Annotated in this window: 8 protein-coding genes and 1 tRNA gene; 4 read left to right on the plus strand and 5 right to left on the minus strand. The window is 54.3% G+C overall.

Features of this window, described 5'->3' with window-relative positions; genetic code table 11:
• The first annotated feature begins 74 nt into the window (after positions 1–74).
• The 4 genes from HUE57_RS13910 (at position 75) to HUE57_RS13925 (ending at position 3,324) form a co-directional block, all read left to right on the plus strand.
• Positions 75–161: transfer RNA gene (locus HUE57_RS13910), tRNA-Leu, on the plus strand.
• Between the two features lie 120 nt (positions 162–281).
• Positions 282–1,325: a glycosyltransferase family 2 protein gene (locus HUE57_RS13915; RefSeq protein WP_078482202.1), complete on the plus strand. Its 1,044-nt coding sequence runs from the start codon at positions 282–284 to the stop codon at positions 1,323–1,325.
• Positions 1,322–2,584, plus strand: coding sequence for an NDP-hexose 2,3-dehydratase family protein (locus HUE57_RS13920; RefSeq protein ID WP_078482201.1), 1,263 nt, complete (start codon positions 1,322–1,324; stop codon positions 2,582–2,584). Before HUE57_RS13915 ends, HUE57_RS13920 begins: the two co-directional genes overlap by 4 nt.
• A gap of 215 nt (positions 2,585–2,799) precedes the next feature.
• Positions 2,800–3,324 (plus strand): hypothetical protein, encoded by a 525-nt coding sequence (locus HUE57_RS13925; RefSeq protein WP_174673384.1) that lies wholly within the window; start codon positions 2,800–2,802, stop codon positions 3,322–3,324.
• Positions 3,325–3,348: 24 nt separating this feature from the next.
• Here the strand turns inward: HUE57_RS13925 and HUE57_RS13930 are convergent, their stop codons facing one another.
• The 5 genes from HUE57_RS13930 to HUE57_RS13950 all read right to left on the minus strand — a co-directional run bounded on the left by HUE57_RS13930 (position 3,349) and on the right by HUE57_RS13950 (position 17,178).
• Positions 3,349–3,492: a hypothetical protein gene (locus tag HUE57_RS13930; RefSeq protein ID WP_174673385.1), complete on the minus strand. Its 144-nt coding sequence runs from the start codon at positions 3,490–3,492 to the stop codon at positions 3,349–3,351.
• A 312-nt stretch (positions 3,493–3,804) separates the two neighbouring features.
• Entirely contained in the window at positions 3,805–4,689 is an 885-nt protein-coding gene (locus HUE57_RS13935; protein WP_078482199.1) for an ATP-grasp fold amidoligase family protein, read from the minus strand.
• Between the two features lie 80 nt (positions 4,690–4,769).
• Positions 4,770–6,551, minus strand: coding sequence for an ABC transporter substrate-binding protein (locus HUE57_RS13940; protein WP_078482198.1), 1,782 nt, complete (start codon positions 6,549–6,551; stop codon positions 4,770–4,772).
• Positions 6,548–7,237, minus strand: coding sequence for a response regulator transcription factor (locus HUE57_RS13945; RefSeq protein WP_078482197.1), 690 nt, complete (start codon positions 7,235–7,237; stop codon positions 6,548–6,550). Before HUE57_RS13945 ends, HUE57_RS13940 begins: the two co-directional genes overlap by 4 nt.
• 341 nt (positions 7,238–7,578) lie before the next feature.
• Entirely contained in the window at positions 7,579–17,178 is a 9,600-nt protein-coding gene (locus HUE57_RS13950) for an autotransporter outer membrane beta-barrel domain-containing protein (RefSeq protein ID WP_174673386.1), read from the minus strand.
• Positions 17,179–17,326 lie beyond the last annotated feature (148 nt).

Here is a 17,326-nt window from a genome sequence, read left to right on the forward strand (position 1 = left end):
GTTAACAACTTCACCCAGGGCTTGCGAGTCACCAGTTGCCGAAACAGAACATTTCCGTATACTAGGTCGCCGCTGCCGGGGTGGCGAAATTGGTATACGCAGCGGATTCAAAATCCGCCGGTGGAAACACCTTGACGGTTCGAGTCCGTCCCTCGGCACCAAATAACTATAGCGTCATCACACAAGACGCTTGGCGCTCTACACGAGAGAGTCGAGACAAGGCTTCATCTACTCGCTGGCAGTGCCTCATAGCAGCACCTCTCAACCCTATTGAGTGCACGATGAGTCCAGATGACTGTGTCACCATAATTATCTCCGCCTATGGCCGTCCAATGGCACTCAGCTTGGCGCTTGAGAGCATCTACCAGCAAACACACCGCAACTGGCAGACCCTCATTATCTGTGACCACTGCCCTGCCGAATTCAAGACCAAGTTAAACATTAAAGACAAGCGTGTTGAGTGGATCAATCTTCCTCAGCGCTTTGGCAATCAGTACGGACCCAACTCCATTGGCATTTCACTCGCCGAAAGTGCCTTCATCGCTTTTATGAATCATGATGACATCTGGCTTTCTGACCATCTCGAAACAGCTTTAAAGACCCTACACGATGAGGAGAGTCAGTTTTATCTAGGAAAAACGGCATTTTCACACGCCTTCGATGACGACAAAGATGCTCTCACTCTTGGTCGCTGGACATTTTCAGAACTCAATCACCCAGAGGCTATATGGCGATGCCTGCACGGCCCTAACAGCTTGTACGAACCAGTCAGCGCATGGGTCATCGAGACCGCGACAGCAAAATTCATTGGGCATTTTAGTCCACCTGACACCACCAACTACACACCAGTTATGGAGTGGCTTCAGCGTGCACTTCAAAAAGGGACGAAACTCAGCTTTGGGAAAAAAGTGACATCGCTAAAATTTGATTTACGCACAAAAAAACCGACTACCGAAAGCGGTCTCTATGAATACGACCACAGCCTAAGCAGCCTATTCGATTTCTTTTATAACACTCCGGTAGAGATCATCAGGAATTCGATTGACGAGGACTTGATAAAGAGTGAATTGAGCGGAAACAGGGTAAGACGGCACATGGGCAGACACCTAAATGTATCGCTATTCGATAAGTTACTATTGGTGCATCACAAGCTATGGTTAGCATCGGGAATCAGGCTATTCCCAAGCAAACAGACACTTCGCCCAGGTAAAGAGCAAAGAAATGCTCTTAGAACCTTATCAAGGAGAACGGGAGAGAAGATGAGCGCATTTCCTAACGCTGAGAGAATTAATCGTGTAATCAAAACAATAATAAACAGACGATGACCAACTTAACCCGACGTATTAATTTTTCTGATTGTGATAATTGGCAACTAGACCGAGGTGTCATTAGACACGACACCGGTAGATTTTTCTCCATAGCCTGCATTCAAGACGGCAATGAAGAGCACGTCATGATTGATCAACCCGAAATAGGTTTACTCGGCTACCTTCTAAAAGAGGAGAGCGGCGAACTGTATTGGTTGGTTCAACACAAGGAGGAGCCAGGCAACGCTCCAATTTCTCAACTATCGCCAACTGTCCAGGCGACTCGCTCCAATTATGAACAGGTTCATAAAGGAAAGTCGACTCCCTTTCTCGAATATTTTACTGGCAAAGATAAGTTAGCAGCCGTTTCCGCATCTGAACAAGGCTCTAAGTTCCTCAACAAGTTCAATCGTAACGAAAAGGTACTGCTCTCAGAACAGGAGCTCTCAGAGCACAGCTATCGGTCGTCCAATCATGAATGGCTATCAACGAGCCAGATTAAAGCGGCTCTCCGTGAGAGTTACTCAATTAATACAGATGCGCGATCTGTCATTGCAACTAGCTGTTGGGATCTACTCTTTAAAGATCGTGCACAGCCGTTTAGTAATCCACTACTCCCCTCATCGCTTAACCACGCTCTCGCTCGCTCTTACCAGACAGTAGACAGCAACCGAATCGAGAAGGCATTCAACCTACTCAAGACCTTTAATAGCACCCACAGATCCAGTTACTCACCTAAGGGGCTTGAAGCGATGGAGCATCACACTCTTTCAGAATTGGGCATTGAGACAGAGCAAGGAGAGTCTGTCGTTAACTATTTCGATGTGCAGATCCCTAGCCGCGAGGTCACCCATTGGCAACAACCACTACTAATGCGCAACGAAATTGAAGAGTGCCTGCTCTACATCGCATTAATCGATGGCACCGCCATGGTCTCCATCACCGCATATCCGGAACCTGGTTTTAATAACAGGGTAGAGTTTGGCCCCTCAATGCAGTCTGGTAAGGGGGGGCATAAATACACACCTAACGAGCTCAGTTTAGCTCTATTGAATGCAGACTTGATATGTTCTCTGGAACAGACCGATGAGGGGGGACGCTTCTACCAGAACAGATGTCGATATGGCATTGCCGTAGGAGAAGCACAGACTGTTCTCCTGAAACATGAGAACAGCTGCTGGGTCACACTCGGGGAACTCGAGAAGATGACCGGCACGGGTGGTGTACTGACCAATGAACTCAGAACTAATCTGTCGCTACTACTTGCCTATAGCTAAAGAGGCTTTCATATCGACTCTATTGCCATCGTGGACTTCCCCCAACGCCGTTGATAATCTATGGTTTCATCGACTTACAGATGAACTTTTGAGAGTCCGCCCCTCGTCACCATATCTCTCTGTCTACTCATGGACCCGATTATTAGCGGATAGAAAAGAGGGGCTAACTCCCTCTCGATCAGGGTATATATCTTCGACGTTACGGGGCTAGACCCATGTCTCACCAGCGTGAATCGACGCATAACAGCAACCAACATGCAATGCATTCTAAGATCGACCAACACTCCAGAAACATCCTCTTTTTTGGCGACCCACAGCTCGGTAGTCACCGAGGCTGGCAACGCTTCTTAACCTATTTTCCCAATGCAGAGCATTTAATCTGGAACAAAGGCACACCCAAAGCACCACTTCACCAAGCACTACGTCAGAAGCACTGGGACATAACCATATCCTTCTATAATGACTTCATCTTCGAACATGATGATTTTCCCTTTCTCGGACTCCCGCTCAATCTACATCCCGCGTTGCCGACCATCCGCGGTGTTGGTCACGACCACATACCATTGATAGAGGGCCATCCGGAGCACGGCGGCACACTGCATTATCTTCAGCAACCCCCACGACTTTGGCAAAATGCCGCCGATGTGATCGATAACGGCAGGGTCATTCGCACTCGAAAGCGAGAGCTATCACCGCTCACGAACGCTGACCGCCATGGAGAGCGAAGTGAGGGCGGTTAGTCCCCGATAGTCGACGCCGTCTGCCTATTCGTAGTTGAGAGCGCGAGCGAACGACGGAGAAGATGCAGCAGCGGCTTTATGTCGGCGTAGAGTCACTGAGGGAGTTGTGTAGAGCCGCGAAGAGGTGATTACGCAACGAACGCAGGACGGTCGGGGCGCCGCAGGCATAAACGGTCGCGTGAAGTTTTGCTGTTTGCTTGGGCTTGGATGCCCAAAACAAACTTTCGCAAAATAGCGACTCCCCGGCTACGCTGAGATCCGAAGTGCCAACCAGGAGATCATGCTCGAGATGCTGAGTGAGCTGTGCGAGCAGCTGTTGTCGTGGGGATCGGTCGAATCTGTCCAACAGGCGTTAGATGTAGAAGCGACGGAGAACGGGCACAGCTGGGGAAAACGTTATATCGGTCACTCTGAAAGAGACATTATCCTGAACACCCTCAGGTTGTCAGACCCGAATCACCGCGCCCTTGCTATCGGCAATCAAACAGAGCTTCCGCTACTTTCCAATGCCTGAGCGAAAATCCGATCATATTTTTCAGGATTGAATTTGCTCAATCCATTTAGCGGTGTGAAGGTTAACTCTCCGAAATAGACCTGGCCAGCAACGCTATAGAGATCGACTCTCACATAGTCGAACTCTTGTGAAAGCTTTTGCGCCAGACCAACCATCTCATCCAGAGTCTCCGGTCTCTTCTCTTTCGGACCCATCTCATAGCGACCCCATTCAATGAAAAGATAGTTCCACTGCGGGTCATAGAACGAAACTGACGCCTTGTGTTCACGATCGTGCACAACCGCGATGTATCGAACAACACCATTAAAACAGTGTAATTTATAGTCTTTGGGTAGCTCTCCACCCTCACTCAAAAGGGCCTCAACCACGACCATCGGTTGAATGTTTTTATACTGCCACTCACGGGTATTGAGATAGTGACTATTACGCATCCAACCCTTTAATTGTCGTTTGGCTGACAACCAATCAACTTCCGATTTTTCGCGCACGATCATATTCTGGCCACAGCCGTGATTAACTTTAATCACAAATGGTTCCGGCAACGACGCATAATTGATCTCATCAACATCGTCGGACACTGCTAGCAGCGGTACCAAACAATCCTCTCCGGCGACTTTTTCAACCCAGCTTCTAACCCGATACTTATCGGAGCACTCTGTATAGCGGGGATTTCTATCGTAGAGTTTCCTCTGCAAGATAAACTCATTGATAGTTTCAGGCGGGTTTAATTGCGCCACTTTGCTGAAGGTCTTTTTATACTGATGTTTCAGATAGAGACTATCTGGGATAAGTAAGGCCTTTAGCCTTAACCTTATATTTTTGAATGAGAATTTTGGGGAGTGACGCGACATATCCCGGCAGCGTTAGCAACTATCAGCACCGAAGAGTAGCACGCAATCCTTACGTTAACAGCGCACTGCACGTTCGATAACTAGACCGACTGAACATGTCCAGGAATAGTGACACTGAAGAGCGCACCATCCTGATCCTGACTATTGCTGGCTATTACCTTTCCACCAAAACCCTCTTCAATAAGCTTTTTAGCGATATATAGTCCCACACCAGACTCATCATTCTTCTTGTCACTCACCCCCAGATCGAAGACCCGTTCGACAGGTTTAACGGTAATACCACCACCGTTATCGGAGATCACGAGCCGATAGTGACCATTGGCCGTCATTCGTGATCTCACAGCGATCCGTGGAGAGTCGGTGCCGCGTTCGATAAATACGTCGCGGGCATTATTGAGAATCACCAGCACGGCATGGGCAAACTCAGCAGGATTGCCGTTAAGCTGCACACCATCATCAAAACTTGACGTAATCACAATGCCGTCGAGTTCGAAGGCATCACTTACGAAACTCAGCGCCTTGCGCACGATAGAATCTGGATAGAAGTCGATGCTCTCTCCACCCATTTTCATCAAACCGCTAAACACATCGACCGTACCGGCCATAAACTCGAGGAGATCGTGGCTCTTCGCTGTCGCCCTTCTCACGATTTTTTTACTATCTTCAGAGATAGGTTCATTGAACAACGTCTGCTCAAGCAGCATTACCTGCAGCCCCAGATCATTAAGCGGCTGTTTCCACTGGTGTGAGATGTGATTGACCGATTCACCGATATTGGCAAATTTCGACTTTACGTGAAGCAGTCGTAGTAGTTTTTTATTGAGTGATGAAAATCTCAGACTCAATATAATGGTCACCAGAAGAACCGAGAAAGCGACCGCCGCCACCCTGTAGGCGAGCTGATAATCCTGGCCGCCATTTTCTCTGTAGAGAAAACCATCCAGATCCACTTCACCACCCAACATTCCAAGCGTGGCATAGGTTTCAGCAATATGTTGCCAGCGACCATCCAGCATATAACCGAGTTCAATCAGCTCGGGGTGGATGAGTTTCTGCATCGACTCCATCTCGTAGACCAGCTCCTCCCTGCTCCTCGTGCTTGAGTACTCATTCAGAATCAGATCAATAATCTCTTCTGGGTGGTCCATTGCGTAACGCCATCCCTTGAGGCTGGCGTTACGAAAACGCGCAGCGCGATCTGGATGGTTCAACAACTCATCATCGGTAGTGAAAAAGTTATCGCCATAAAAGTCGATACCGGCAGAACGAGGTGAATAGATATTAATATCCACCCCTCTTTGTCTGAGCGCATAGGGTTCGCTAGTGACATAGGCGGAGATGGCATCAACCTCACCGGCAATAAAACTTTCGAGATTGTGTTCACCTTCTCGAATGTCTGCCAGACCTCGATCAAGGCCTTCAATTTTAAGATAGGCGATCAATTCATCGGCCAGAGGTTCGATCATTAAACGTTTATTGACCAGATCGTGAAGGCTCTGCAAAGCGCTATCACGCCGTGAGATAAGCACATATGGGGAGTGTTGAAAGAGAACCCCGAGCACCACAAGCGGTTTCCCCGCTTCACGCAGCAGAAGCAGACTGCTGCTCCCAACTCCATATTCGGCATCCCCCTTGAGGACCACCTCGGCCGTATTTATATCGGGACTCCCCTCTATAATTTCGACCTCCAGATTGGCATCACGGTAGTAGCCGAGCGCCTCGGCCGCGTAATAACCGGCGAATTGAAACTGGTGTGTCCACTTGAGCTGAAGCCTGACACTGTCAGCAGCTGTTAGAGGGGTGACTATCAGTAAAGAGAGCAGTGCTACGAGTGAACGAGCTGTGAAGCCGATAGATTTCACGCCGACTTGGTCATCAACACCCAGCCTCGACCTGGATGGTTACAGATGACACTGTACTTCAGCTTCTTCCTCAACTCACCGAGCAGGTTCTTCAATGCAGACTCGGTCACCAGCTCATTCGGCCAGATAGTTTTACTGATCTCCGGCTTGCCTATAACTCGATGGGTATTGGACAACAACAGCTCAAGCAGCTGGCACTCTTTACCACCGAGGCTAACCTCTTCGCCATCGACGAAGAGCAGTTTGAAAAGTGGTTGGTAGGTGATCTCATCGGAGATTGCGATCTCTTTTATGAGTCGCTCCAAACGGGCGGCAACGCGTTTTAATACCGGCTCAAGCTTCTTAAAACTGAGGGGCTTAGTGATATAGCCATCAATCTGTAGATTGGCCGCCCGAAACAGATACTCTTTATCGGTATAGGCACTGAGCACGATGACCGGAATCTCACAATTTCTGGCGCGGATTTTCTCAATCAATGACAGACCATCAATACCGGGCATCTCAATATCAGTAATGACGACATCGAATGAATCAGTAGCAAACATCTCCAATGCCGATTCGGCATCGTAGGCGAGTGAGATCGATTTAAAGATGGTGGAGAAGAGCGCGTTCAGCTCTGCATGGATGTGGCGATTGTCATCTACCAGCAGCAGATTGAGATGTTTAAGAATTATGTTTTCGTTCATGATCAGCGACTACTCTACCGCCCCCGGTATTTCTCCCTGTATTCCAGAGGCAACATTCATGTTTTGAACAAGTCTAAGAACCAACAATACACCAACTGAACCAAACCTTTAATCACCGCCGGCAGCAGAACTCATTTCTCGGACCCGTTTGAGACCGGGCTTCCGTTAAAATTCAGCCCAATTGTTAGAACAGCGATTCATTCGTAGTACGCCAATCGGCCCGCTTCAAGATCGATAGACCTCCAATCCCTGGAGGTCATGCCTAGAGTTAGTAGCTCGTATCTCCGAGCATTTTTGTGGCGACACCCGTCGCCACCTTTTTAATTCCCTGTTCACTGAATCTAGAAAGGCAGACTCAGCTTGATCATGCCACGTCTGGCATCGATTCGATCCGACCGAATCATGCCGTACTGAAGCTGTACGGTGTAGTTTTCGCGCGTCAGATAGTCGAGGCTCAGTGAGCTGTGGTAGGTGGTATCACCCAGATTAATCGCCACAATCATCGGATCAATTCCATCTGGCGCCCCCTCTAGACCCGCCCAGACCGATGTGGTTGGCTCATCGATATAGAACTGCGCCCCCAGATTGGCCGACAGGCGTAGTCTGTCGCCCGAGTTAAACTCCACCTCGTGACCGAAATCGACCGCTGGCCTCACCCAACCGAGCGTCTCATCGTGCTCATAGAAGGTCAGACTAAGCGGACCCGCCCCTGTCTCATTGGCGGTCTCAGATGTAACACGGGTCAGACCAATATCGAATTGGGGCCTGAAGTAGCTGCGCTCACTCTCAAAGTCGTAGGAGAGGCGCAGTAACGCACCCAGGGCATCGGTCTCACGCTCTACCACGGTGGCAAAGGGATCGACTACCACACCGGTACGCTCAGTATCGCTGCTGTTCCAGCCGTAGGAGAGTGCGGCGGCCAGCTTGGTCGGGCCATAACTGCGCTTCAGTGCCAGACCAAGATGTCGTGACACCCCTTCAGAGACCCACTGACCGTTGAAGCCCTTGGAGTGAATGCCTTCGTTTGAGAAGCCAACACCGACCGACCACTCATTCTCCAGTCGCTGCTGTGCACCCACGGCAACACGTTGGCTGGTGTGATCGATCTGCTTGTAGTCACCGTAGGCGCTGTGTACCGCCTCGCCCTTCTCAACCACACCCCAGCTGCAGCTCCCTTCACGATTGAAGCGATAGGCGCCATCCGTCTGTTTGCAGCTCATCATGCGCTGGCCAAACTCCTGGCTACCACTAATCAGTCCCACCTGCTGTGCACCGTAGAAGTCTGGCGACATCTGCGAGAGGGTATTGCGGTAGGTTTCCATGTTATCGGTATAGAGCAGATTGACCACGGTATCGGCCAGTGCCTCAGTGCTGCCCGCCGCCTGTACCCGGTTAAAGTAGTCGCCTACCTCATTGAGATTGTCGCTCATGCCGCTTGGCGAGAAGTCGACCTCATAGTCGAGCACCGCACTATTGGCCGTTGGGTAGTTCACCTCATAGGTGATGACCATCGATGGCGCGGTAGTCAGGAACATACCGCTGTCTGTCACGCCCTCTTCACCGGTAAAGATATCCTTCTGGAACACTCCACTCGGCACCAGCTGTGGGTTAAGCAGCCTCACATCGATCTCACCCGCCAGATCGGCTGCACCACTCATCGCGATGTTGTCGATCAAATCGGTACCAAAATCGAGTTCCGCATAGGTGATTCCCGTTGCAGACTGGGTGAAGCTGCCACTCAGCGTGGTCGGCTGTGCCAATCCAGTATCACCGATATAGAGCAGACCATCATTGAGCATCAGGTTCTCCCAACCACCCAGCGAAAGGGTTGGCCCTGAGACAAAGATCGCATCCTCATGGTTATTGAAGCTGTTTGCACCACCACCCAGATCGAACTGACCGTAGATGAGTCCGTAGTTATCGATTCGGTCATCACCCGTTGAGCCAAGCAACGTAGAAGCTGCCAGCTCATCGAAGGTCATCATCGAACCGTAGTTCGTTACCCGATTGGTAGCACCTCCGGAGAGCCAGACACCCGCGCCATCCTCACCGGCATAGAGCAGCGACTCGGCTGCCAGGGTGATTTCGATATTACCGTTACCGTCGTTTGCCTCAGACTGGGCAAAGATCGCCACACCTTCACTACCACTGGCAATTACATTGCCGGTGAGATCGAGCGAGATTGCACCGGCCATACCACTACCACCAGCGCTGCCGGCATAGAGACGATCGACCATCCCGCCACCACCGCCGAGACTCTGAGCCACAACCGCGATAGAGCGATCACCCGAGACATTGATCTCACCCGTTTGGGTGAAGGTAATATCGCCACCATTGCCACTGTTATCGCTGTTGAACCGATAGACGATGTCGGCCTCATCCTGGTCAGTCAGCACCAGGCCGCCACCGCCGCCAATCGATTGCAGAACAATGCCGTGTGAAAGCTCACCCTCGGTCCCGATTACACCACTATTGACCAGTGTGATAGCGCCGCCATTTCCGACCGAACTACCCGTGGCACCAAAGACAACCTCCAGATCTTCCACTCCAGTGGAACGGATGTCACCACCACCTGCACCGATGCTCTGCAGCACAATAGCTGGCGAGCGAATACCGGCCGTCACAACATCACCGCTGTAGGTCAGGTCGATCACACCTCCATGATCACCTACACTGCCGTCGCCACCGAGTGTGATGGTGTTGTAGACAGGTGCTGCTGCCGGCGCTGCGCCCTGTGCCTTGTAACGTTTTGCGCGCGCTGGTGCTGCTGTCGTAGTCGTTGCGGGCAGATTGGCGACCACTGAGACCTGCCCACCTCCTCCTCCAATGCTTTGCACATTGATGCCATCGGAGAGATCACCGAGCGTGTAGACGTTACCTGTTCTGGTGGCAGAGACATTGCCACCGCCACTGTTACTGGAGTTACTGCTACCGAGATTAATCGTCACATTGGCCTGAGCATCACCATCAGCACCCAATTCGATGGTGCCACTTCCGCCACCACCACCGATCGATTGCGTAATGCTGGCCGAGGCGTTCTCACCCCAGGAGATCAGATCACCGACATGACTCGCCTCAATGGCGCTGCCAATCGCATCCTCCACCCACTCGGTACCCAGGGTAATGGGAGTGGTGATAAAGGCTATCACCTCATCGACAAAACCGTCGTTGGGATCAAGCACGACGCTATCGTCACCATGCTCAGCAGCGTTCTGGCTTAGATCGAGGAACAGTTCAACATCACCACCGCCGCCGTTGACCGACTGGGCAAAGATCGCCTGACTGTTATCGCCCGTAACGGCGATAGTGCCGGATGAGTTAACCGTGACACTACCCGCAACGCCGTTACTGCCATCTTTACTACCCAGCAGCAGAGGCAGCACATAGTCTGCAGCCGTCCAGAGTGAACGGGAGATGGCGATACCGGCAGAGCCGCCACCACCGCTAACCGTCTGGGCAAAGATACCGTAGCCATTATCACCATCAACGACGATCGAACCGGTGTGATCAATGGTGATATCGCCACTGTCAGCACCATCACCGCCCCAGCCTCCGATCGCACCATCAAGCAGCATCTGTTCCTGATTGAAACCGGAGCTGGCCGTTGCATAGGCACCACTACCGCCGCCGCCCCCCACACTCTGCGCAAAGATACCGTAGGAGCCCTCACCGGTGACCTCGATCGAGCCACTGTTATCGACCGAGACACTTCCAGCAGCATTACCGTCACCACCGCTACCGCCGATGGCGAAAGCGATCTCATTGCTCTGCTCTTTAACAGCCCCCAGCACCGTATTAATCGAGGTTGCTGAGCCGCCATTGCCACCGCCACCGCCGATGCTCTGCGCCACGATGCCATGCGCCGCTGCACCCGAGGTGAATATACCCCCTTCGTTTATCACACCGACATCGGTGCCGATGCCACCTGTACCACCTGCACCACCCATGCTGAAACTGAGCGAACGGTTGATTGCCGATGCCGATGTGCCAGAGGTGTGGCTAAAGGTTGTTGTGGTACTACCGTTACCGCCACCTCCTCCAACACTCATCGCCATAATGCCGTGCGAACCATCACCCGCCGTGATTATCAGCCCGGAGTTCTCCTCACCCTCTTCGACCAGATTAGAGACATCAACACGACCGGCAGCAGCACCCGTGCCACCGCTGCCACCAATCGTCAAACCGATCTTGTTCGAGTTTTGATCACTGGTGCCGTTAGCCGTACGAACACTGCTAATGACATGGCTCGCATTACCACCACCGCCACCGCCACCGATGCTCTGAGCAAAGATCGCCACCGATTGATCATCGATGGTCTGGATCGCGCCACTATTGGTCACCTCAACAGCACCAGAGACTGCGCCATCGCCACCATCTCCACCCATCGCCAATGAGAGCGAGTACTGGGTACTATCTGCCTTATCTGCGGTGGCCGTCAGCAGATTTGCGGTGATTCCGGCTATACCACCACCACCACCAAGACTCTGTGCCAGGATGCCGTGTGAGAGGGTGCCATCGGTCACCACGATACCGTTGTTATCAACCGTCACCTCACTGCTCGATGCGCCGGTACCACCCGCTCCACCCATGGTAATGTAGAGACTATTGGCCTGCGGCTGGGGACCACCCGCACGGCCCATGCCACCGGTACCGCCACCACCGCCGATACTCTGACCCAGAATACCGATCGCCGCTTCACCGCTGGTCTGTACACCCGCCTCACTAACAATCGAGATCACCCCACCGATGCCGCCCTCGCCGCCCTCACCACCGAGCGAGAGTGCTGCCTTGGTCGACTTGAATGTCGCACCAGTCGCATTACCACCGTTACCACCGCCACCACCAACACTCTGAGCAAAAACTGCGTGCGAACCATCGCCTTCAGTCACAACAGCACCTGAGGCATCAACATCGACGCGACCCGCTGCACCACCAACACCACCCTCAAGGCCGATAGCGACACCGAAGCCGTGAATCGGTGCGTCGGACGATTTCGGTAGACTGCCCGAGACACTGGTCGATGAACTATTGCCACCACCGTTACCGACACTCTGTGCGAGGATGCCAAAGGCATCATCACCAAAGGTATGGACCGTACCGTCTGAGCTAACTGCCACATCAGAGCCAAAACCACCTGTACCACCCATGCGACCGATCGAGATGCCGACCTTACCGCCACTCTGTTTCGAATAGGCGATATCCATACCGGTGTTGCCACCGCCACCACCGATGCTCTGCGCCAGGATGCCGGTCGAACCGACACCGTAGGTCTCGATGATGCCGACGTGATCGACCGTAACCTCCTCGCCGTTACCACCATCTCCCGTGGCTCCACCGATGGCGACGTTGAGACCGAGGTTCTCCTCACTCTTATCCGCATAGGCCAGCGCCAGATTGAAATTGGCGTTACCGCCACCACCGCCGATGCTCTGTGCCAGCACACCCTGACTAAAATCGGCCTGGGTCAGAATATTGCCGTAGTTATCGACATCGACACGCTCTCCATGACCCGCCTCGCCACCGGCACCGCCGATTGCCAGCTGTATCGCATAGGCGGGTTTATCGGCTGAATCAGGCGTATCGGGATCGGGATCGGGATCTGGATCGGTGTGACCGTTGCGTCTGTTTAGCTCGTCGATCACGCTGTCGAAGTTTGAGAAGACGCTCTCATCGATACCGGGATAGGTCGGATGGGTGCGAGTGGAGCCACTATCAGGCGCAGGGTCCAGATCGGGGGCTCCCCCGCCACTGCCATCGGCAAAGGTTGCTGAGAGCATCAGGTTGATACCGGCATCACCACCGCCACCGCCGATACTGGAGGCCTCAATACCGATACTGCCCTTACCGTTGGTTGAGATAAGACCAGCATCACTCTCAGCTGTACCACGTCTTACATCAACGGCATTAGCGTCACCACCACCGGCACCAAAGCCACCGACACCGATGCTAATCGGGGAACTCTTCTGCGCAACATTGGCGCTAATGTTAATTCCACCGGTACCGCCACCACCACCGAGACTCTGGGCGTAGATACCCCGGGCATACTCACCCACGGTAGTAATTGCACCGGTTGTCACTACTGTTACAAGACCGGCATCTGCGCCATCACCACCATGCCCGCCGAGACCGGCAACCAGGGTGAAATCACTCGTATCTCCAGAGTTGGCCGAATCGGCCAAAGCGCCACCTGCGGCGACATTAATGCCACCATTACCACCGCCACCAGCGATACTCTGGGCGAACAGACCGTGAGCCCAGTCACCCTCGGTGACTACCGTGCCCTCATGCCCAATCAGGACATCGCCACTCACCGCACCAATACCGCCAAAACCGCCGATGCCAACTGTCACGGCAGGTGTTGTACTCTCCTTGCTGATCGACATCGATCCGCTGATATTAAGCGCACCGTTACCACCGCCACCGCCGATACTCTGGGCGACAATCGCTGAAGAGCCACGCCCCCAGGATGAGGTATCAGCCACGGCATCGAGCGTCACGTCACCACCCGTGCCACCATCGCCACCCAGACCACCCAGACCACCCAGACCAAAGACGATCGGTGCATCTGAGGTCATCCCTCCACTGATATTGATGCCACCATTACCGCCACCGCCACCAACGCTCTGTGCCAGCAGTGCCGAGTGTTCATCACCAAAGGAGTCGATCGTTTCACCACCAGTCACCGTCAGGTCGACACCACCTCCCGATCCACCATCACCACCAAAGCCACCAACACCGACCACCAGTGCGTGGCCATCACCACCCTTGCTGTAGGAGACACCACCGCTGATGTTGATCGCACCGTTACCTCCACCACCACCGATACTCTGCGCGACGACACCGTGTGAGCCGCCAGCCGCTTTGGTGACGTAATGCGCAGGGATAACCTCTTCGGTCTCGGGATCGATCGACTCTGCCACCAGTTCTCGCGCTAGTGCCGAGACGGTTCCATCAAAGTCGAGATCAACACTGCCCGCATCACCACCACCCGCGCCGAAGCCGCCGATACCGATCGCAGCCGAACCACCGGTTCCAGTATTACTGAGCGAGAGTGCGCCACTGATATTGGTACCGCCGTTACCACCACCGCCACCGAGCGACTGCGCCATCACCCCGTGTGAATTGGCACCACTGGTATTCACTACACCACTACTGTCGAGGGTGACATCACCAGCATCGCCACCACCACCACCAAAACCACCGATACCGACGGCGATTGAGGCACCGCTATTACCCGTTATATTGGCCGTGCCTGAGATATTGGTGCCACCATTACCACCACCGCCACCGATGCTCTGTGCCACTACGGCACTGGCATCATCACCCGCAGTTGCGATAACGGGCCGCGCCTCGGTTGCCGTAACACGGCTGATGACACTGCCGGCATTACCACCATCACCACCAAATCCACCGATACCGACGCCGACGCCGACCACGCCACCATTACTCTTGCTGAACGACGCCGCACCTGTGACGCTATTACCACCGGCACCACCACCGCCACCAACACTCTGCGCCAGGATTGCGCTTGCACGATCACCGCTGGTGACAACACCGCCGGTCACAGTGCTATCAACAGCACCCGCCTGACCACCACCGCCACCAAAACCACCGATACCTACAGCAACCGCACCGCTACCGGTACTGACCGCTGATATCGAAGCGGAGACAGTATTACCACCGCTACCGCCACCACCGCCGATGCTCTGCACCAGCACGCCCATGGCATCATCACCTCCGGTTTGAACATATCCGGTCACACTACTGAGCAGATCACCCGAGAGCCCACCCGAGCCGCCCGAGCCGCCGATACCAACCGTGATGGCACCACTGCCGCTGCTTGCTCCGGAGAGCGCACCAGCCACCGACATACCGCCGTTACCACCGCCACCACCGATACTCTGCGCAACCACGCCCGAGGCGCTATTACCCTGAGTCGTCACGCTACCCTCAACCGTTGAGGTCACACTATTTGATGCACCACCACTACCACCGCTGCCGCCCAGACCTACCGATACCGATCCACTACCGGTACTCGTACCAGAGATAGTGCCGCTTACAGAGAGACCACCATTACCGCCTCCGCCACCCACTGACTGTGAGAGCACCGCAACGGAGTTATCACCTGAAGTCGCGATAGTGCCGGTGACGCTGGTATCGACGATACCGCCCACTCCACCCGTTCCACCCGAACCACCAATTGAGACGGCGACACTGCCGCTACCGGTTGCCGCGCCCGAGAGTCCGGCTGAGATGTCATAACCACCGTTACCGCCACCACCGCCGATGCTCTGCGCGATCACGGCACCAGAGTTGTCACCCTCAGTGGTGACATCATTAGTCACGCTGACGGTCACCGTTGAACCATCACCCCCCGATCCACCGCTACCTCCCAGACCGACACTGACGGTGCCACTACCGGTACCCGCACCAGAGCCCGAACCGGAGATGTTGTAACCACCACTACCGCCACCACCACCGACCGACTGTGCCAGCAGGCCGACGGACATCTCGCCGAGGGTATGGATATTCCCACTGGTGGTTACATCGACAGTTCCGGCCGAACTACCCGAGCCACCTGAGCCACCCAGACCAACGCTGACCGAACCACTGCCGACACCGGCGGCCGCCGCACTACCAGAGATGTTGTAACCTCCGCTACCGCCGCCACCACCGATGCTCTGTGCGATCAGCGCTGCGGAGCGATCGCCCTCGGTATAGAGCGTACCCTCAGTCACTACCGAGACATCACCTCCTGCACCGCCGGATGATCCCTGGCCACCAAGCCCTACCGATACGGCACCACTGCCGGTACCTGAGAATGCAGAGCTGCCGGAGATGTTGTAACCACCACTACCGCCACCGACGCTCTGTACCAGCACCGCTACCGAATCGTCTCCATAGGTGGAGAGATCGGCCAGGATATCGAGTGCGTTGACCTCACCACCGTCACCGCCGCCACTGCCACTGCCACCCAGTCCGACACTCACCGCGCCACTACCAGTACCAGCAGCTGCACCACTGGCGGTGATTGAATAACCACCGTTACCACCGCCACCACCAACACTCTGCGCAACAAAGGCGTTCGAGTTACTGCCACTGGTAGAGATACCGTTACCATCATCATCAACGCCGCTGACATTGACGCTGACATTGACGCTGCCACCGTCACCGGCCGCACCACCGCTACCACCCAGCCCTACCGATACGGCACCACTACCAGAGCCAGAACCCGACAGCGTGACGGTAATTGAACCGCCGCCGTTACCGCCACCACCGCCGACGCTCTGTACCAAAATGCCGGTAGCGTTAGAACCTGAGGTTGAGAGGTCGCCACTGTAGTCGGCAGTAACACTATTGCCATCACCACCCGTGCCACCCGAACCACCCACACCCACGGAGACCGAACCACTGCCGACACCGGCACCTGCCGCTCCGGCAGAGATGGTCAGGCCAGCGTTACCGCCACTGCCGCCGACCGACTGAATAACCGCACCATCCGAACCGTCACCCTCGGTCTGAATATCGACCGTGAGCTGCGCATTGACCGTGCCACCGCTATCGCCATCACCGGCACTACCTCCAACCCCGGCCGCAACCGCACCACTACCCGCACCGGCACCCGCTGCCGCACCGCTTACGGTCATACCACCGTTGCCGCCACTGCCACCGACACTCTGAATCACTATCGCATCAGACTGATCGCCACGGGTGTGTGACTGCCCATCAAGCGTTACATCGACGTTGCCACCGACACCCCCGGTACCCGCATCACCACCGACCGCAACTGAGACAGCACCACTACCCGCCGCCGCAAGGCTGGCAGAGGCAGAGACCGTGGTTCCACCATTGCCACCGCCACCACCGACGCTCTGTGCAACAAAACCGTGTAGAGATCTCCTCCGGGAGTCGCTATTTTTGCGAAAGTTTGTTTTGGGCATCCAAGCCCAAGCAAACAGCAAAACTTCACGCGACCGTTTATGCCTGCGGCGCCCCGACGATCCTGCGTTCGTTGCGTAATCACCTCTTCGCGGCTCTACACAACTCCCTCAGTGACTCTACGCCGACATAAAGCCGCTGCTGCATCTT

Source organism: Candidatus Reidiella endopervernicosa, assembly GCF_013343005.1.
GTDB lineage: Bacteria > Pseudomonadota > Gammaproteobacteria.